The following is a 16,955-nucleotide window of genomic DNA, read 5'->3' on the forward strand; positions in this document are numbered from 1 at the left end:
GAATGACCAGCATCCCGAATATCGACGGCGAAGTAGGCGGCGCGAGACCAAGCAATATGCGAGTAATTGAGCAGAGAGGCTCAAAAAGCCCGCTCCTCGTCGGTCTTGTCCTAATGCTCTTGCCTATGAGTGCTGGCGTTCTCATCTATACTGCCAAAAACTCAGCGGATGTTCGCGAGAGCCGCGAGACCATAGCCGCGCTTAAAAGGTCCATCGATGGCCTGAGAGGACAAATGGAAAAGCAGTCGGGCAATATCGCAAGCAATGCCAAGGCCGACGAACTCGCCGTTATCCGCCAGGAGATGGATAGCCTCCAAAAGGCGATTCTTTCGATGAATGAACGGATGGGTAACGTCACAAGCGGTACACGCATGGGTTCAGCTTTGGTCCTGAGCGCGCCCGGCAAGGAACCAGCACAATTTTTCGCACCATCGCGCGGTGCCCTGCCAGCGGAAACTCAAAATAGCAGTCTTGCGTCCATCGAAGCCGGGGGCATTGCTGTCAGTGACCTGCCGCGTTACGAACGAACACTCTCGCCGGAAGGCCAGCTCATACTTCGGAAGGCACGATAACAACGACCTCAGCGAAATCTCCAAGGCAATCGCTGGACGCGGCAAGGGGCGCGGCCCGATGCTCGCAATGCGGCAAGGGCGCTAATCTCGACCCAGACGATCGCTGAAGGAACCTATCCCCGCTGAGCGAAATTCGCGCTATTCTTCATCAATTCGAGATTACGGGCAGTGACTTCGTTTCCGGGATCAAGCTCATAGGCTTTCAGGAAATACCCTCTGGCAACGCGCAAGTCACCGCGTAAAAGGTGAGAATATCCGATATTGTTGTAGTAGACCGGGGTGTTGCCGATCATTCGCGAGAGTTGCTGGTAGGCGCGGTCGGACGTATCAAAGCGGGCAACCATGTCGGCCGAGGCTGCTAAGCCCAGCCAAGCGGCCGGATCTTCCGGAAAAACGTCAACCGCTCGCTTGTAGATGGCGTAAGATTTTCCGTAGTTCTTTTCCTGAAACTGCAGTTTTCCGGTGGTTATCAACTCGTCGTTCTTATAGAAGGCGACGGCTGAATCATCCTCGAGGGTCTTTGCACTATCGCCAAAAGCAGCGAGACCATCAACGCTGGATGACTGGCAACCGGCTAAAATTGCTCCGGTCGCTATCAAAAACGCAATGCATTTAGTCCCAGCTCTGATCTGCAACATTCAACTTGATCCCCCATCAGACATTCTTGCCTAAAATTCGGATGCGTTCACCGGAAATCATCGTAAAAAAAAGCTAACAACTCAAGAATTTGAGCAAATAGTCGCAAAAAAGCGACAAACGCGGTATCCGCCGGAATGCGCCAGAGTGATAAACGCCAACGATCCACACGGCGCGAGCTCGCCGAGGAACAGGACTGACATCTCGCCGATGCCTTTCCCCGCGACCAGCATCGAGAGCGCGTATGGTTCAACACGCTGAACGAGGCATATGTTAAGGCGCGGTATTCCAGGCATTTTGAGATCGGCGAGGAGGCTCTCGCCCGGCTTGGAGAGCAATGCCTCATTGCTTGGGCTGGTCGACACGGTGTGCTCCGAGTATCTGGCGATCCTTGCGCGGAATAGCGGGTAGCAGCGTTGTGTGAATGCCTTTTGTACGTACCATTCAGTTAAACTAACCGTGCAAGCGAAGCCTTGAGGTTGGCGTTCTTCGCTTGTTCGGAAATCCTGAGACACCTCTTCTTTTTCTTTGTAATTTCCGACATATATTAAATATTATGTACGTTCCGCAGATTGTCACGCGCGGATTAAGGTGTTGGCGATGGCAACCGCCAATCTTCACTTTGTTGTTTTTGCTGTTCTCAGCCTTGGGCTTCGTCGCACCGTCGGCGTCCAGCCGCGTTGCTGTCGTCCTCAAGGTGAACGGCGCCATTGGGCCTGCGATAGCTGACTACGTGATACGAGGCATTCAGCGTGCTGGCGAACGTGGAGCGGTCTTGGTCATTCTGCAAATGGACACACCAGGTGGTCTTGACACCTCCATGCGGGAAATCATTCGCGCGATCCTTGCCTCACCAGTGCCTGTCGCGGGCTTCGTCGCACCGAGCGGGGCACGGGCTGCCAGCGCCGGCACCTATATTCTCTACGCAAGCCACATTGCGGCAATGGCGCCTGGGACCAATCTAGGTGCGGCGACACCAATCGCGCTCAGCGTAAAGCCTTTCGGCGGTGATGCGGAACCCGAAAAGAAGCCGGGCGAACCTAGTGACAAGCAGGCAGAAGCTCCGGGCAATGCCAGCGAAGCAAAAGCCGTTAACGACGCAGTCGCTTACATTCGCGGGCTTGCGGAATTGCGCAATCGCAACGCCGACTGGGCAGAGCGTGCCGTGCGCGAAGCTGCGAGCCTTTCATCCACTGCGGCAGTGCGCGAACATGCCATCGATTTCACGGCAGTTGATGTCAACGATCTCCTTGCAAAGGCACAAGGGCAGGTGGTGCGGGTCGGTCAAACGGACGCCCGGCTCGATACCTCCGGTTTAGTCGTGCAGGAATTCGAGCCCGACTGGCGCACGCGCCTGCTTTCCGTCATTACCGATCCGAACATCGCAATCATCCTGATGATGGTCGGGATCTATGGCCTGATCTTCGAATTTCTCGCACCTGGGACAATGCTTCCTGGCACGATCGGCGGCATCTGCCTCCTCCTTGGTCTCTATGCCCTGGCATTGCTGCCGGTGAGTTTTGCCGGCCTTGGGCTTATTTTCCTCGGCGTGGGATTGACTGTGGCTGAGGCGCATTCGCCAAGCTTCGGCGCTTTCGGCATTGGCGGCGGGGTAGCCGTGATCCTGGGAGCAACCATTTTGTTTGATACCGATATACCCGGCCTGGAAGTGTCGCGCGCCCTACTGGGCGCAATTGCATTTGCTGCTCTTGCTTTTAGCCTTGTCGTTGCTCGCCTGGCGTTCACCTCGCGCTTGCGCCGGGTTGCCACCGGTGCAGAGCAGATGATTGGCATTTCCGGTAAAGTTGAGAGCTGGATGGGGCTCACGGGGTATGTCATCGCACATGGCGAACGCTGGAAGGCGGTTTCCGCCGAACCACTTGTTGCCGGTGACCCTATCAGCGTGACCGGCCGCAATGGGCTGGCGCTCGAGGTCGCCAGCCGTCCTAAGGACACTTAACGGCACTCAGCAAGCAGGAGGAGAAGTCATGGATATGTTTGCAGATCTTGCCTTCTATTTGGTGGCCATCGTCATTTTGGTCGCCATCCTCGCATCCGCGGTTAAAATCCTGAGGGAATACGAACGCGGCGTCGTGTTCACACTTGGCCGCTTTACCGGAGTCAAGGGACCCGGCTTGATTCTGCTCATCCCCTATGTCCAGCAGATGATGCGGGTCGACTTGCGCACGCGCGTACTCGATGTCCCTAGCCAGGACGTCATCTCACATGACAATGTCTCGGTTCGTGTCAGCGCGGTGATCTATTTCAGGGTTATTGACCCCGAGAAGTCGACCATCCAGGTCGAGGATTTCATGATGGCAACAAGCCAGCTTGCCCAGACGACGTTGCGCTCCGTGCTCGGCAAGCACGACCTCGATGAGATGCTGGCAGAACGTGACAGGCTCAACTCGGATATTCAGGAAATCCTTGACACTCAGACGGATGCTTGGGGAATTAAAGTAGCCACTGTCGAGATCAAACATGTGGATATCAACGAGTCGATGGTTCGTGCAATTGCTCGCCAAGCGGAAGCCGAACGCGAACGCCGCGCAAAGATCATTAATGCCGAGGGCGAACAGCAAGCTGCAGCGAAGCTACTAGAAGCGGCCGAAATTTTGGCCAGGCAGCCGGAGGCGATGCAACTTCGTTACTTGAGCACTTTGAACGTCATCGCCAGCGAGAAGACTTCGACGATTTTATTCCCCTTCCCGATGGAGTTCGGCAATCTGATGGCCATTAAGCCGAAGTGATCGAACGGCTCTGGCGGTGCTCCGTCGGGCGCGACTTTGCGCGAGACGATAGCTGTCGCCATTCATCTCGAGGATGTTGACGTGGTGGGTGATACGATCGAGTAGCGCACCGGTCTTGGAGAGCGGCACGAAGCCCAGCTCATCGATGATGAGAAGCTGGTAGGTCCGGCGGAACACCGCCACCCCGTGGTCTTGGTCAGCTCGGCTCAGATGTGCAAAGCGCTTCCCAAAGCTTTCAGCGCCGCCTCCATGACTGCTTCACTGCGGGTCGGATGGGCGTGGATGGTGCCGGCAATATCTTCCAGGCGCGCACCCATTTCGATCGCCAGCGCAAAGGCCGCCGAGAGTTCGGAGACCCCTGCTCCCACCGCCTGCAGGCCGAGAACGAGATTGGTGTCGGCGCGGGCGACGACGCGCACGAAGCCCTCCTCCGACAGCATGGTCATCGCCCGTCCGTTGGCGCTGAACGGAAACTGGCCGGTGCGGATTTGATAGCCCTGCGCCTGCGCCTCCGCCGGCGAGAGGCCGGCGCTGACAATCTCCGGATCGGTAAAGCAGATGGCGGGAATGCAGCGCTTGTCCCAGGCCCGCTTCTTGCCGGCGATGATCTCGGCTACCATCTCGCCTTGCGCCATCGCCCGATGGGCCAGCATCGGCTCGCCGGTGACGTCGCCGATCGCATAGATGCCGCGCATGGAGGTGCGGCAGCGATCGTCGATCCTGAGATAAGGGCCGGCGCGATCGAGATCGAGCTCTTCGAGACCGGAGCCTGCCGTCCTCGGGCGGCGGCCGACGGTAACGAGGATGCGGTCCGCCGGCAGGCTCTCTCGCCGGCCATCGGATGTTTCGACGATCAATGTCTCGCCATTATCGGCAAGGCCGATCGCCTTCGCACCTGTCAACACCCGGACGCCGCTTTCGGTCAGCTTGCGCATGACGGGCCGCACCAGCTCGGCATCATATAATGGCAGCACCTGTGGCGTTGCCTCGACCACCGTCACCTCCGATCCCATCTTGGAAAAGGCCGTGCCAAGCTCCAGCCCGATATAACCGCCGCCGACGACGACAAGTTTTTTCGGCAGCTCCGTCAGCGACAGCGCCTCCGTCGAGGAGATCACGCGGCCGTCGAACGGCAGGTTGGCAAGCTCCACCGGATCGGAACCGGTGGCAATCACCACGGTCTCGGCGCGGATGATCTGCTGGCCGGTCTCCGTCTCCACCTCCACCGTCTTGCCGTCGCGGAAGTGGGCCCGGCCATGGACGATCTTGACCCGCGCCTTCTGTAATAGCCCCGAGACGCCGCCTGTAAGCCGGCCGACGATGCCGTCCTTCCAGGCGATCGTCCTCAAAAGATCGATCGAGGCGCCTTCGACGCGGATGCCCATCGGGTTCTTGCCGACAAGCATCTTTTGCGTCGCGTCGAATTCCTCGGCCGCATGAATTAACGCCTTGGAGGGAATGCAGCCGACCGTCAGGCAGGTGCCGCCCGGCTTGCCGGCCTCGACGATGACCGTATCGACGCCGAGCTGGCCGGCGCGGATGGCGCAGACATAACCGCCAGGGCCGGCGCCGATGACGAGGAGCTTGCAGACGATTTCTTTCATGGCTCAGCCTTCGATGAAAATGAGCGCGGGCGATTCGAGCAGCGTACGGATGCGCTGCACGAAGGTTGCCGCATCCCAGCCGTCGATGATGCGATGATCGAAGCTGGAGGAGAGGTTCATCATCTTGCGCGGTACGAACTGCGCGCCGTCCCATACCGGCCGTGTGGCGATCTTGTTGACGCCGATGATCGCCACTTCGGGATGATTGATCACCGGCGTCGAGACGATGCCGCCGAGAGCGCCCAGCGAGCTGATGGTGATGGTCGAGCCCAAAAGCTCATCGCGGGTCGCCGTCCCCGATCGCGCCGCTTCCGCCAGCCGGTTCATTTCCGCCGCGCAATCCCAGATGCCGCGCGCTTCCGCATGCCGCACCACCGGCACGGTCAGACCGGCCGGCGTCTGCGTGGCGATGCCGATATGCACGGCGCTATGACGCGTGATGATGCCGGCATCGTCGTCGAAGGTGGCGTTGACGTCGGGCTGCCCGGAAATGGCCTTGACCAGCGCCCGCATCAGGAAGGGCAGAACCGTCAGCTTCGGATGATCCGGCCTGCGGTCGCCGTTCATGGTGGCGCGCAACTCCTCGAGCGCGGTCATATCCACTTCCTCCACATAGGTGATGTGGGGGATGCGCGAGGTGGACAGCACCATTTTTTCGGCGATGCGGCGGCGCAGGCCGGTCAGCTTGATCTGCTCGGTCGCCGTCTTCCTGGCAGAACCGTTCCTTGCCGTTGCCGGAGCGGCGCCCAGGGTCAGGAATTGCTCGATATCCTCGCGCAGGATGCGGCCGGCCGGTCCGCTTCCCTGCACCTGTCTGAGATCCACCCCCTTTTCCCTGGCAAACAGCCGCACGGAGGGCGCGGCAAGCGGCTTTTCAACCGGCGCTGGCGCAGAGGCCGGCGCTGCCGGAGTGGGCTTTGCAATCTCGACCTTGGCCGTTTCGGCAGGTGGCGTCTGCGAGATCCGCACGGGCTGGGCGTCGCCGTCGCCGACATCGCCCGCCGTCTCGATCCGCACCAGCGGCGCCTTGACCGCGATCCGGTCTCCGACCTCGCCGGCAAGCCAGATGACGGTGCCGTTGACGGGAGAAGGAATTTCCACGGTGGCCTTGTCGGTCATGACGGCGGCGATCACCATATCCTCGCGAACCGGATCTCCCGCCTTCACATGCCATTCCACCAGCTCGGCCTCGGCCACCCCTTCCCCGACATCGGGCATCTTGATGATGAATTCGCCCATGGCTCAGGCCTCCATGACTTCGGCAAGTGCCCGCCCGACCCGGGCGGGACCGGGGAAATAGTCCCATTCCTGCGCATGCGGATAGGGCGTGTCCCAGCCGGCGACGCGCACCACCGGCGCTTCGAGATGATAGAAGCAATGTTCCTGTACCAGTGCCGCAACCTCGGCGCCAAAGCCGGAGGTCAGCGTTGCCTCATGCACGACGACGCAACGGCCCGTCTTGGTGACCGATTTGACGATCGTATCGAGATCGAGCGGCAGCAGGCTCCTGAGATCGATCACCTCGGCATCGATGCCGGCATCGTCTGCCGCGGCAAGCGCCACATGCACCATCGTGCCATAGGCAACCACGGTCACCGCAGACCCGGCGCGCCGCACTTCGGCCTTGCCGATCGGGATGGTGTAATGGCCGTCGGGCACCTCTCCCAGCTCATGTTTCGACCACGGCGTCACCGGCCGCTCGTGATGGCCGTCGAAGGGGCCGTTATAGAGCCGCTTCGGCTCCAGGAACATGACGGGGTCGGGATCCTCGATCGCCGCGATCAGCAGGCCCTTGGCGTCATAGGGATTGGAGGGAACGATCACTTTCAGCCCGCAGACATGGGTAAATAGCGCTTCCGGGCTCTGGCTGTGTGTCTGGCCGCCGAAGATGCCGCCGCCGGTCGGCATACGCACGACGATCGGGCAGGTGAAATCGCCGTTGGAACGGTAGCGGATGCGCGCCGCCTCCTGCGTCAGCTGGTCATAGGCCGGATACATGTAATCGGCGAACTGGATTTCGACACAGGGCTTCAGCCCGTAGGCGGCCATGCCGATCGCCGTGCCGACAATGCCGGATTCGCTGATCGGCGTATCGAAGCAGCGCGTCCTGCCGTATTTTGCCTGCAGACCTTGCGTGCTGCGGAAGACCCCGCCGAAATAGCCGACATCCTCGCCGAACACCACGACATCGTCGTCGCGCGCCATCGAGACGTCCATGGCGCTGCGCACCGCCTCGATCATCGTCATCCTGGCCATGTCAGTACCCCGCCGTCTGCCGCTGGCGGCGGATATGCGGCGGCATCTCGGCATAGACGCCCTCGAAAATGTCGCGCACCGAAGGCCTGCCGCCGGCATGCAGCGTGCCATGCGCTTCCGCCTGACGCTGTGCCTCGATCACCTCGTCGGCAATTTCAGCCTCCGCCTGCACATGCCGCTCCTCCGACCACGCGCCCTTGACGATCAGATGTTTCTTCAGCCGCAGCACGGGATCGCCGAGCGGCCAGGCCTCCGATTCCGTCTTCGGCCGATAGGCGCTCGGATCGTCGGAGGTCGAATGCGCGCCGACGCGGTAGGTGACATATTCGATCAGCGTCGGGCCGAGATTGCGCCGGGCGCGTTCGGCCGCCCAGCGGGCGACGGCATGGACGGCGAGATAGTCGTTTCCGTCGACGCGCAGCGCCGGAATGCCGAAGCCGAGGCCGCGGGCGGCGAAAGTGCCGGAACCGCCACGGGCGATGCCTTGAAAGGTGGAGATCGCCCATTGATTGTTGACGATGTTGAGAATGACGGGCGCCTTGTAGGTCGAGGCGAAGACGAGCGCCGAATGAAAGTCCGATTCCGCCGTCGAGCCGTCGCCGATCCATGCCGCGGCAATGCGGCTGTCATTCTTGATCGCCGAGGCCATCGCCCATCCCACGGCCTGCACATATTGGGTGGCGAGATTGCCGGAGATGGTGAAGAAGCCGTGTTCCTTGGAGGAGTACATGATCGGCAGCTGCCGGCCGCGAAGCGGATCGCTCTCGTTCGAGTAGATCTGGTTCATCATCTCGACCATCGGATAGTCGTCTGAAATCAGCAGGCCCGCCTGGCGATAGGTCGGGAAATTCATGTCTCCCTTGATGAGCGCCTTGCGGAAGGCGCAGCTGACGGCTTCTTCGCCGAGATGCTGCATGTAGAAGGAGGTCTTGCCCTGGCGCTGCGCCATCAGCATGCGAGTGTCGAAGGCACGCAGCTTCATCATGTTGCGAAGCCCGGTCAGCAGTTCCTCGTCGGAGAGCGAGCCTGCCCAAGGGCCAACCGCCTCGCCGTCGCGGTTCAGCACGCGGATGATCGAATAGGCGAGCTCGCGGATGTCTTCCGAAGCGACGTCCACCTCCGGCCGCGGCACGGCACCAGCCTTGGCGATCTTGACGTTGGAAAAATCGGGCTGGCCGCCCGGGCGGACGGCGGGTTCGGGGACGTGCAGGCTCAAACGAGCGGAATCCACCATGTTTTTTTATTCCTCCCTTTGCCGGCCATGCATCCCTCCCCGGAAGCAGGGCCGGATATATTGTTACAGATTGCGGGCGATCACCATGCGCTGCACGTCGCTCGTTCCTTCATAGATCTGGCAGATGCGCACATCGCGATAGATGCGCTCGACCGGGTAATCGGCCATGTAGCCATAACCTCCATGGATCTGGATCGCGTCGGAGCAGACGCGCTCGGCCATCTCGGAGGCAAAAAGCTTCGCCATCGAGGCTTCCGACAGGCAGGGCAGCCCGGCTTCCCTCAGGCAGGCGGCGTGAAAGGTGAGCTGCCGGCCGGCCTCGATCCGCACCGCCATATCGGCCAGGCGGAAGGCAACCGCCTGGTGCTCGACGATCGGCTTGCCGAAGGCGGTGCGCTCTCCGGCGTAGTCGCGCGCCGCCTCGAACGCCGCCCGCGCCATGCCGACCGCCTGCGCCGCAATGCCGATCCGCCCGCCTTCAAGATTGGCGAGCGCGATGCGGTAGCCTTCGCCTTCTGCGCCGAGCCTCAACTCGACAGGAATGCGCATGCCGTTGAAAGCGATCTGGCAGGTATCGGTGGAATGCAGGCCAAGCTTATCCTCGACGCGGATCACCTCGTAGCCTGGCGTATCCGTCGGCACGATGAAGGCGGTGATGCCTTTCTTGCCGGCATCAGGATCGGTGACGGCAAAGACGATGATGACATTGCCGTTCTTTCCCGAGGTGATGAATTGCTTGGCGCCATCGAGCACGTAGTCGTCGCCGTCACGCCGCGCCCGGGTCTTCAGGTTTGAGGCATCGGACCCCGCCTGCGGCTCGGTGAGCGCAAAGCCGCCGATCCATTCGCCGCTTGCCAGTTTCGGCAAGAAGCGCTGCCGCTGCTCCTCGGTGCCGAACTTCAGGATCGGCACGCAGCCGACGGAGCTATGCACGCTCATGATCGTCGAACACGGCCCGTCGCCGGCGGCAATCTCCTCAAGGGCGGCGGCATAGGCGACCACACCGGTATCCGAGCCGCCATAGGCCTCCGGAACCAGCATGCCGAGCAGCCCGAGTTCGCCCATCTCCTTCAGTTCCTCGCGTGGGAAGAGATGCTCCCGGTCACGCTTGGCCGCCCCCGGCGCCAGCCGGTCGCGGGCAAAATCGCGGGCGAGATCTGATATCTGCTGCTGAAGATCGGAAAGAATCATCTGTTCAACCTCTCGCCTCGTGCCGCTCGATGGCGATGGCCGTCGCCTCGCCGCCGCCGATGCAGAGCGCGGCCATGCCGCGCTTCAGGTCGTAGCGCTCCAATGCCGAAAGCAGCGTCACCAGAATCCGGGCTCCCGAAGCGCCGATCGGATGGCCGAGGGCGCATGCGCCGCCATGCACATTCACTTTTTCATGCGGCAGGTCGAGATCGCGCATCGCCGCCATGGCGACGACGGCGAAAGCCTCGTTGATTTCGAAGAGATCGACCTCCGAGAGCGCCACGCCGGTCCGGTCGGACAGTTTCTGCAGCGCGCCGATCGGCGCAGTGGCGAATAGATTGGGCGCCTGTGAATGGGTGGCATGGCCGAGAATGGTGGCGAGCGGTTGGAGGCCGCGATGCTCCGCCTCGGAGCGGCGCATCAGCACGAGGGCCGCCGCGCCGTCGGAGATCGAGCTGGAATTGGCGGCGGTCACCGTGCCACCCTCGCGAAAGGCGGGCTTCAGCGTCGGGATCTTGTCGAGCCTGGCCTTGCCGGGCTGTTCGTCGCGGCTCGTCACCTGCTCGGCTTTGCCCGATTTCACCGTGACCGCCACGATCTCGCTTTCGAAACAGCGCTCCGCAATCGCCTTCTGCGCCCGCGTCAGAGAGGCGATGGCGTAGTTGTCCTGCGCCTCGCGCGTAAACTGATAGGCCTCGGCGCAATCCTCCGCGAAGCTGCCCATCAAGCGCCCCTTGTCATAAGCATCCTCCAGCCCGTCGAGGAACATGTGATCCACGACCCGCCCATGGCCAAGCCTGTAGCCGGCACGGGCCCTGTCAAGGAGATAGGGCGCATTCGTCATGCTTTCCATGCCGCCTGCGACCGCCACCGAAGCACTGCCGGCGGCGATCAGGTCATGCGCCATCATCACCGCCTTCATGCCCGAACCGCACATCTTGTTGACGGTGCTGGCCGCTGTCGCAAACGGCAGGCCGGCATGGACGGCCGCCTGGCGGGCGGGCGCCTGCCCCTGCCCGGCCGACAGCACGCAGCCGAAGATGACCTCCTCGATCGCCTCGGCCTCGACGCGGCTGCGCTCAAGCGCTGCGAGGATCGCCACTGCTCCGAGTTCGGGTGCTGTCGCCTCCTTCAGCTCTCCCTGAAAGCTGCCGATCGGGGTGCGCGCCGCCCCGACGATGACGATGGGGTCCTGCAATGCCATCTTTCCTCCTCGGGGGCCGCTCACCGCGCACCCATTCGCAATGCGCCGTCGAGGCGGATGACCTCGCCGTTCAGCATGTTGTTTTCAAAGACATGGCGCACCAGCCCGGCAAATTCCGCCGGCCGGCCGAGCCGCGGCGGAAAGGGCACGCTCTTGCCGAGTGCGGCCTGAACCTCGGCCGGCATATCAGCCATCATCGGCGTCTCGAAAATCCCGGGCGCGATCGAAACGACGCGAATGCCGTAACGGGCAAGCTCGCGGGCGACCGGCAAGGTCATCGCCGCCACGCCGCCCTTGGAGGCGGCATAGGCCGCCTGGCCGATCTGCCCGTCAAAGGCGGCAACCGAGGCCGTATTGACGATGACGCCGCGTTCGCTTTCCGCATCCGGCTCCGCATTCTGGATCGCAGCAGCGGCAAGCCGGATCATGTTGAAGGTGCCGATGAGATTGATGCCGATGGTGCGGGCAAAACTCTCCAGCCGGTGCGGCCCGTCGCGGCCGATCACCTTTTCGGCCGGTGCCACGCCGGCGCAATTCACCAGGCCGCGTAGGCCGCCGAAGGCCTCGACCGCCGCGGCAACCACTGCTTTTCCCGCCTCGCCATCGGTCACATCCGCCTCGACGAAGCGGACATCGCGCCCGAACTCGCGGGTAATTTCCTCGCCCGCCTGCGGATTGAGATCGGCAATCGTCACGCGCCCGCCCGCCTCGACCAGCGCGCGCACCGTTGCCGCGCCGAGCCCCGAGCCGCCGCCGGTCACGATGAAACCTGCACCTGCGATTAGCATGAACCTATTCCTCCCGCCGCCGCGCCGTCCTCCAGGCACAACCGGCAGCCGCGATTCTATTCGCTCCACCTATTGCAAGCGATGACAGAACTGCTCCATTATCTCGGCCAGTTTTGCCATAGTGGGGATTGATATGGCCGAGATCGAGCGACGCATGATCGCGCCGGGTTTCGTGGAGGAAGCGCTCGACAGCCTGCGGCGGTTGGGCAAGCCGACGGCGCCGATCCTTGCCCGCGTCAGCCTGCCGCCTGGCATCGACCAGCCGGTTTCGGCGGAGACCTATGGCGCGCTCTGGCTGGCGATCGCCGCCGAGCTCGACGACGAATTCTTCGGCATGGGCGCTCGCCCGATGCGCAGCGGCAGCTTCACCCTGCTTTGCCATTGCGTGCTGCATGCGCCGACACTCGGTCACGCGCTCCGCCGGGCGCTGCGCTTCCTCGATGTCGTGCTCGACGATCCCCGGGGACGGCTCGTCGTCCGCGACGGCATGGCTGAGGTCGAGCTCAGCGATGCCGGCGCGCCGCGTTCGGCCTTCGCCTACCGCACCTACTGGATCATCCTGCACGGCATCATTTGCTGGCTGGTCGGCCGGCGCATCCCGATCCGCCTTGTCGATTTCCGCTGCGCCGAGCCCCGCCAAGGCGCCGACTACCAGCTCTTCTTCGGAGCACCGGTGCGGTTTTCTCAAGCCATCAGCCGGCTCGGCTTCGACAGCGCCCTGCTCGACCTGCCGATTTCACGCAGCGAGCAGGCGCTGAAACAGTTCCTGCGCGGCGCGCCCGCCAATATTCTGGTGCGTTATCGTTACGATGCCGGCATCGCCGCCGCCGTCCGCCGGCGCTTGTACCTGGCAACGCCCAATGCCTGGTCGAGCTTCGCCAAGCTTGCCGCCGATATGCGCATGCCGCCCTCCACGCTTCGCCACCGCCTGCACGATGAGGGGCAAAGCTATGCCGCCATCAAGGACGACATCCGCCGCGACCTCGCCGTCGACCTTCTGCTGAGCACATCGAACACCATCGGCGAGATTGCCGTGCAGCTTGGTTATTCCGAACCCAGCGCCTTCTTCCGGGCTTTCCGGAAATGGATGGGCAAGAGCCCCGAGGCTTTCCGGCGGGAAGAAGCGGAAAATCGAAGCTAAGTCAGTCGAACCGCTTGACGCGACCCGACTGGGTTCGCGCTTTCGCGAACGTCGCGCCAATCTTCATCACGAAGGATTTGCTGAAGCGACCAAGAATCTCTTGATGCGGCTCGATGTACCAGGAGTGTTCGACGATATCATAGTTATATTCGTCGACGACGATCCAACTCTGTTTGAGATCACCAATACCGGCCCGCCGGCATTCGATATCGGGAATTTCCAGGGCGATCCGCTCCGCCTGCGGCGGCTGCGTTGTGATTGCCAGAAGCACAAGATGCGTATTTCCATCGCCTGCGCTGCGGATTGCGACAACGACACAAACTGGTCGTTGTTTACGCCCTTCGGTCTCGCCCCGCTGCTGCTGCCATGCCCAGAGATAGGGATAGTATATCACTTCCCCGGGGCGAAACTCATGGCTCATCGTCGTAACCGTCACCCTTCGCCAGCCGCTCGATCGCCTCGCCGAATAACTCGGCATGTTCGTCCGGCATCTCCGAGAGGTGATGAGCACGACGTGGGTCCTTGCCGCTGCGCATGCGCTCGTAATGTTCATAGCTCATCAGCACGAAACGCGGCTTGTTATGTCGAGTGAGAACGATCGGCTCCCGGCTTGCAGCATCGGTGACGTCGCCGACCTGCTTGTTGAGATCCCCTGTCGTGAACTGTCGCATGATAATCTCCGGCTTTGTTTCCATATATTCCATATTTCCCATATTTTCAAGAAAACGGCACAACTTCGATACGGAGGCCGTCACCCGCATCCAAATCAGAGACACTTTGAACCTTCCGCAACCCGCGCTACATATTTCAGCGGGAGGACTGCCATGTTTGATTTTTCGCTCGGCGACACCGCGGACGCGATCCGTGAAACGACGGCGCGGTTTGCCGCCGATCATATTGCTCCGATGGCCGCGGAGATCGACGAAAACAATACGTTTCCGCGCCAGCTCTGGCCTCGGATGGGGGCGCTCGGCCTGCATGGGATCACCGTCGAGGAAGAATTCGGCGGGGCCGGTCTCGGTTACCTCGAGCATGTCGTCGCCATGGAGGAGGTTTCCCGCGCCTCCGCTTCCATCGGCTTGAGTTACGGCGCCCATTCCAATCTCTGCGTCAATCAGATCCGCCGCTGGGCCTCGACGGAGCAGAAACGCCGCCATCTGCCGAAGCTGATCTCCGGCGAACATGTCGGCGCGCTTGCCATGTCCGAGGCCGGCGCCGGTTCCGATGTCGTCTCCATGCGGCTGCGGGCCGACCAAAAGGGCGACCGCTACATCCTGAGCGGCACCAAGTTCTGGATCACCAATGCGCCGCATGCCGACGTGCTTGTCGTCTATGCCAAGACCGATCCGGCCGCCGGCCCGAAAGGCATTTCCGCCTTCATCATCGAAAAAGGCCTGCCTGGCTTCAGCGTCTCGAAAAAGCTCTCCAAGCTCGGCATGCGCGGCAGCGACACGGCCGAGCTGGTCTTTCAGGATTGCGAGGTGCCGGCCGAGGCGCTGATGGGGCGGGAGGGGGAAGGCGTGAAGATCCTGATGTCCGGCCTCGATTACGAACGCGCCGTGCTTGCCGGCGGCCCGCTCGGCATCATGCAGGCCTGCCTTGATGTCGTGCTGCCCTATGTGCGCGATCGCAAGCAGTTCGGCAAACCGATCGGCGATTTCCAGCTGATGCAGGCAAAGATCGCCGATATGTATGTCGCGCTGAATTCGGCGCGCGCCTATGTCTATGCCGTCGCCCGCGCCTGCGATGCCGGCCGCGCGACGCGCACGGATGCTGCCGCCGCGATCCTTTTCGCCAGTGAGAATGCCGTCAAGGTCTCGCTGGAGGCGATCCAGGCGCTCGGCGGCGCCGGCTATACCAAGGAATGGCCGGTCGAACGCTTCTTGCGCGATGCCAAGCTCTACGACATCGGCGCCGGCACCAACGAGATTCGCCGCTACCTGATCGGCCGGGAGCTCATTGCGTCATGACGGTGATTTCGACTGCGATCGACCGCGACAGCGACAGCTTCAAGGCCAATGCCGTCAAGAACAAGGCCCTGATCGACGAGCTCCACGAGCGTTCGGTCAAAGCGCGCCAGGGCGGATCGCCAACGGCGCGCGAGCGCCATACCGGCAAGGGCAAGCTCCTGCCGCGCGACCGCATCCAGCTGCTGATCGATGCCGGCAGTCCTTTCCTGGAGATCGGCACGCTGGCCGCCAACGGCATGTATGGCGACGAAGCGCCGGGCGCCGGCATCATATCAGGCATCGGCCGCGTTTCCGGCCGCGAGGTGATGATTGTCGCCAATGACGCGACGGTGAAGGGTGGCGCCTATTACCCCCTGACGGTGAAGAAACATCTGCGGGCGCAGGAGATCGCCATGCAGAACCGATTGCCCTGCCTCTATCTGGTCGACAGCGGCGGCGCCAATCTTCCGCATCAGGCCGAGGTCTTTCCCGACCGCGACCATTTCGGCGCGATCTTCTACAACCAGGCACAGATGTCGGCCGAAGGCATTCCGCAGATTGCCTGCGTGATGGGAAGCTGCACCGCCGGCGGCGCCTATGTGCCGGCCATATCCGACGAAACGGTCATCGTTCGCAATCAAGGCACGATCTTCCTCGCCGGCCCGCCGCTGGTCAAAGCTGCCACCGGCGAGATCATCTCGGCCGAAGAGCTCGGCGGCGCCGAGACCCACGGCCGCCGCTCCGGCGTCGTCGATCATGTCGCCGAAAACGACGAACATGCGCTGCTGCTGATGCGCGATATTACAGCAAGCCTCAACAGTGTGAAATCAATCGATATCGACATCACGCCGCCGCGGCGGCCGAAACTCGGTCCGGAAGATCTCTGCGGCCTCATTCCGGACGACGTCCGCTCGCCCTATGACGTGCGCGAGGTAATCGGCCGGATCGTCGACGGCTCGGAACTGCACGAGTTCAAACCGCTTTACGGCACCACGCTGGTCTGCGGCTTCGCCCGCATCTGGGGCATGCCGGTCGCCATCATCGCCAATAACGGCGTGCTGTTTTCCGAAAGCGCTCTGAAGGGCGCGCATTTCATCGAGCTCGCCTGCCAGCGCCGCGTGCCGTTGCTCTTCCTGCAAAATATCTCCGGCTTCATGGTCGGCGGCCGATACGAGGCCGGCGGCATCGCCAAGGACGGGGCAAAGCTGGTGACGGCGGTGGCAACCGCGACCGTACCGAAAGTGACCGTCATCATCGGCGGCAGCTTCGGCGCCGGCAATTACGGCATGTGCGGCCGCGCCTATCGACCGCGCTTCCTTTTCACCTGGCCGAACAGCCGCATCAGCGTCATGGGCGGCGAACAGGCAGCCTCGGTGCTCGCCACCATCCGCCGCGATGCGATGGAGGCGCGCGGAGAGGACTGGCCGGACGAAGAAGAGGCCGCCTTCAAGGCGCCGATCCGGGCCGCCTACGAGGCCGAGGGCAATCCCTATTATGCGACGGCCCGCCTCTGGGACGACGGCATCATCGACCCGCGCCAGACCCGCGATGTCCTCGGCCTTGCCTTTTCCGCCTGCCTGAATGCGCCGATCCCGAAAGGGCCGCGCTTCGGCCTGTTCCGGATGTGAGG

General features: G+C 62.3%; 16 protein-coding genes and 2 pseudogenes. 7 read left to right on the forward strand and 11 right to left on the reverse strand.

The genetic code is table 11. The features are described 5' to 3' along the window. Nucleotides 1–2 precede the first annotated feature (2 nt). On the forward strand, nt 3–572 hold the full coding sequence (locus HJB84_RS00505; RefSeq protein WP_221114955.1) for a hypothetical protein: 570 nt from the start codon (nt 3–5) through the stop codon (nt 570–572). Nucleotides 573–685: 113 nt separating this feature from the next. On the opposite strand, the gene HJB84_RS00510 is transcribed toward HJB84_RS00505, so the two are convergent. Further along, nucleotides 686–1,210 carry a tetratricopeptide repeat protein gene (locus tag HJB84_RS00510; RefSeq protein ID WP_207584906.1) on the reverse strand — a complete coding sequence of 175 codons (525 nt, stop codon included), beginning with the start codon at nt 1,208–1,210 and terminating at the stop codon, nt 686–688. 171 nt (nt 1,211–1,381) lie between these two features. On the opposite strand from HJB84_RS00510, the pseudogene HJB84_RS33405 reads away from it, so the two are divergent. The 3 genes and pseudogenes from HJB84_RS33405 to HJB84_RS00520 form a co-directional block, all read left to right on the forward strand. Further along, nucleotides 1,382–1,619 (forward strand): annotated as a pseudogene (locus HJB84_RS33405) (nucleotidyltransferase); the annotation flags it as partial. Nucleotides 1,620–1,764: 145 nt separating this feature from the next. Next, the gene (locus tag HJB84_RS00515) at nt 1,765–3,168 is read left to right on the forward strand and encodes a nodulation protein NfeD (RefSeq protein ID WP_221115166.1); all 1,404 of its coding nucleotides are present in this window, start codon (nt 1,765–1,767) and stop codon (nt 3,166–3,168) included. A gap of 28 nt (nt 3,169–3,196) precedes the next feature. Further along, the gene (locus tag HJB84_RS00520) at nt 3,197–3,958 is read left to right on the forward strand and encodes a slipin family protein (protein WP_207584905.1); all 762 of its coding nucleotides are present in this window, start codon (nt 3,197–3,199) and stop codon (nt 3,956–3,958) included. On the opposite strand, the pseudogene HJB84_RS00525 reads toward HJB84_RS00520, so the two are convergent. The 8 genes and pseudogenes from HJB84_RS00525 to HJB84_RS00560 form a co-directional block, all read right to left on the reverse strand. Beyond that, a pseudogene (locus HJB84_RS00525) lies at nt 3,905–4,120 on the reverse strand (ATP-binding protein); the annotation flags it as partial. The gene HJB84_RS00520 and the pseudogene HJB84_RS00525 sit on opposite strands and share 54 nt — an antisense overlap. Nucleotides 4,121–4,164: 44 nt before the next feature. Continuing rightward, nucleotides 4,165–5,562, reverse strand: a complete 1,398-nt coding sequence (gene lpdA / locus HJB84_RS00530) for a dihydrolipoyl dehydrogenase (protein WP_221114956.1) — start codon at nt 5,560–5,562, stop codon at nt 4,165–4,167. A gap of 3 nt (nt 5,563–5,565) precedes the next feature. Then, nucleotides 5,566–6,801 carry a dihydrolipoamide acetyltransferase family protein gene (locus HJB84_RS00535; protein ID WP_221114957.1) on the reverse strand — a complete coding sequence of 412 codons (1,236 nt, stop codon included), beginning with the start codon at nt 6,799–6,801 and terminating at the stop codon, nt 5,566–5,568. 3 nt (nt 6,802–6,804) lie between these two features. Continuing rightward, nucleotides 6,805–7,818, reverse strand: a complete 1,014-nt coding sequence (locus tag HJB84_RS00540) for an alpha-ketoacid dehydrogenase subunit beta (protein ID WP_221114958.1) — start codon at nt 7,816–7,818, stop codon at nt 6,805–6,807. Nucleotide 7,819: 1 nt separating this feature from the next. After that, complete coding sequence (locus HJB84_RS00545) at nt 7,820–9,052, reverse strand: 3-methyl-2-oxobutanoate dehydrogenase (2-methylpropanoyl-transferring) subunit alpha (RefSeq protein WP_221114959.1); 1,233 nt, start codon at nt 9,050–9,052, stop codon at nt 7,820–7,822. A 63-nt stretch (nt 9,053–9,115) separates the two neighbouring features. Continuing rightward, nucleotides 9,116–10,243 (reverse strand): acyl-CoA dehydrogenase family protein, encoded by a 1,128-nt coding sequence (locus HJB84_RS00550; RefSeq protein WP_221114960.1) that lies wholly within the window; start codon nt 10,241–10,243, stop codon nt 9,116–9,118. Between the two features lie 4 nt (nt 10,244–10,247). Continuing rightward, complete coding sequence (locus HJB84_RS00555; RefSeq protein WP_221114961.1) at nt 10,248–11,447, reverse strand: acetyl-CoA C-acyltransferase; 1,200 nt, start codon at nt 11,445–11,447, stop codon at nt 10,248–10,250. Nucleotides 11,448–11,467: 20 nt separating this feature from the next. Beyond that, nucleotides 11,468–12,235, reverse strand: a complete 768-nt coding sequence (locus tag HJB84_RS00560) for an SDR family NAD(P)-dependent oxidoreductase (RefSeq protein ID WP_207584898.1) — start codon at nt 12,233–12,235, stop codon at nt 11,468–11,470. Between the two features lie 133 nt (nt 12,236–12,368). Between HJB84_RS00560 and HJB84_RS00565 the strand changes: the two genes are divergently transcribed. Continuing rightward, nucleotides 12,369–13,376 (forward strand): AraC family transcriptional regulator, encoded by a 1,008-nt coding sequence (locus HJB84_RS00565; RefSeq protein ID WP_221114962.1) that lies wholly within the window; start codon nt 12,369–12,371, stop codon nt 13,374–13,376. A 1-nt stretch (nt 13,377) separates the two neighbouring features. Here the strand turns inward: HJB84_RS00565 and HJB84_RS00570 are convergent, their stop codons facing one another. Together HJB84_RS00570 and HJB84_RS00575 are read right to left on the reverse strand one after the other, a co-directional pair. Continuing rightward, nucleotides 13,378–13,797 carry a hypothetical protein gene (locus HJB84_RS00570; protein ID WP_207584896.1) on the reverse strand — a complete coding sequence of 140 codons (420 nt, stop codon included), beginning with the start codon at nt 13,795–13,797 and terminating at the stop codon, nt 13,378–13,380. Further along, nucleotides 13,787–14,047, reverse strand: a complete 261-nt coding sequence (locus tag HJB84_RS00575) for a type II toxin-antitoxin system Phd/YefM family antitoxin (protein WP_207584895.1) — start codon at nt 14,045–14,047, stop codon at nt 13,787–13,789. Before HJB84_RS00575 ends, HJB84_RS00570 begins: the two co-directional genes overlap by 11 nt. 153 nt (nt 14,048–14,200) lie before the next feature. On the opposite strand from HJB84_RS00575, the gene HJB84_RS00580 reads away from it, so the two are divergent. Then, entirely contained in the window at nt 14,201–15,346 is a 1,146-nt protein-coding gene (locus HJB84_RS00580) for an isovaleryl-CoA dehydrogenase (RefSeq protein WP_221114963.1), read from the forward strand. Then, nucleotides 15,343–16,953, forward strand: a complete 1,611-nt coding sequence (locus HJB84_RS00585; RefSeq protein WP_221114964.1) for a carboxyl transferase domain-containing protein — start codon at nt 15,343–15,345, stop codon at nt 16,951–16,953. The genes HJB84_RS00580 and HJB84_RS00585 overlap by 4 nt, the downstream gene beginning before the upstream one ends. Nucleotides 16,954–16,955 lie beyond the last annotated feature (2 nt).

This window comes from Rhizobium sp. NZLR1b (assembly GCF_019685155.1).
GTDB lineage: Bacteria > Pseudomonadota > Alphaproteobacteria > Rhizobiales > Rhizobiaceae > Rhizobium.

Coding starts and splice junctions, on each gene's coding strand:
- HJB84_RS00570 (WP_207584896.1), bottom strand. CDS start 13,797: ATGAGCCATGAGTTTCGCCCCGGGGAAGTGATATACTATCCCTATCTC.
- HJB84_RS00580 (WP_221114963.1), top strand. CDS start 14,201: ATGTTTGATTTTTCGCTCGGCGACACCGCGGACGCGATCCGTGAAACG.
- HJB84_RS00545 (WP_221114959.1), bottom strand. CDS start 9,052: ATGGTGGATTCCGCTCGTTTGAGCCTGCACGTCCCCGAACCCGCCGTC.
- lpdA (WP_221114956.1), bottom strand. CDS start 5,562: ATGAAAGAAATCGTCTGCAAGCTCCTCGTCATCGGCGCCGGCCCTGGC.
- HJB84_RS00555 (WP_221114961.1), bottom strand. CDS start 11,447: ATGGCATTGCAGGACCCCATCGTCATCGTCGGGGCGGCGCGCACCCCG.
- HJB84_RS00565 (WP_221114962.1), top strand. CDS start 12,369: ATGGCCGAGATCGAGCGACGCATGATCGCGCCGGGTTTCGTGGAGGAA.
- HJB84_RS00540 (WP_221114958.1), bottom strand. CDS start 7,818: ATGGCCAGGATGACGATGATCGAGGCGGTGCGCAGCGCCATGGACGTC.
- HJB84_RS00535 (WP_221114957.1), bottom strand. CDS start 6,801: ATGGGCGAATTCATCATCAAGATGCCCGATGTCGGGGAAGGGGTGGCC.
- HJB84_RS00520 (WP_207584905.1), top strand. CDS start 3,197: ATGGATATGTTTGCAGATCTTGCCTTCTATTTGGTGGCCATCGTCATT.
- HJB84_RS00560 (WP_207584898.1), bottom strand. CDS start 12,235: ATGCTAATCGCAGGTGCAGGTTTCATCGTGACCGGCGGCGGCTCGGGG.
- HJB84_RS00550 (WP_221114960.1), bottom strand. CDS start 10,243: ATGATTCTTTCCGATCTTCAGCAGCAGATATCAGATCTCGCCCGCGAT.
- HJB84_RS00505 (WP_221114955.1), top strand. CDS start 3: ATGACCAGCATCCCGAATATCGACGGCGAAGTAGGCGGCGCGAGACCA.
- HJB84_RS00585 (WP_221114964.1), top strand. CDS start 15,343: ATGACGGTGATTTCGACTGCGATCGACCGCGACAGCGACAGCTTCAAG.
- HJB84_RS00515 (WP_221115166.1), top strand. CDS start 1,765: ATGTACGTTCCGCAGATTGTCACGCGCGGATTAAGGTGTTGGCGATGG.
- HJB84_RS00575 (WP_207584895.1), bottom strand. CDS start 14,047: ATGCGACAGTTCACGACAGGGGATCTCAACAAGCAGGTCGGCGACGTC.
- HJB84_RS00510 (WP_207584906.1), bottom strand. CDS start 1,210: ATGTTGCAGATCAGAGCTGGGACTAAATGCATTGCGTTTTTGATAGCG.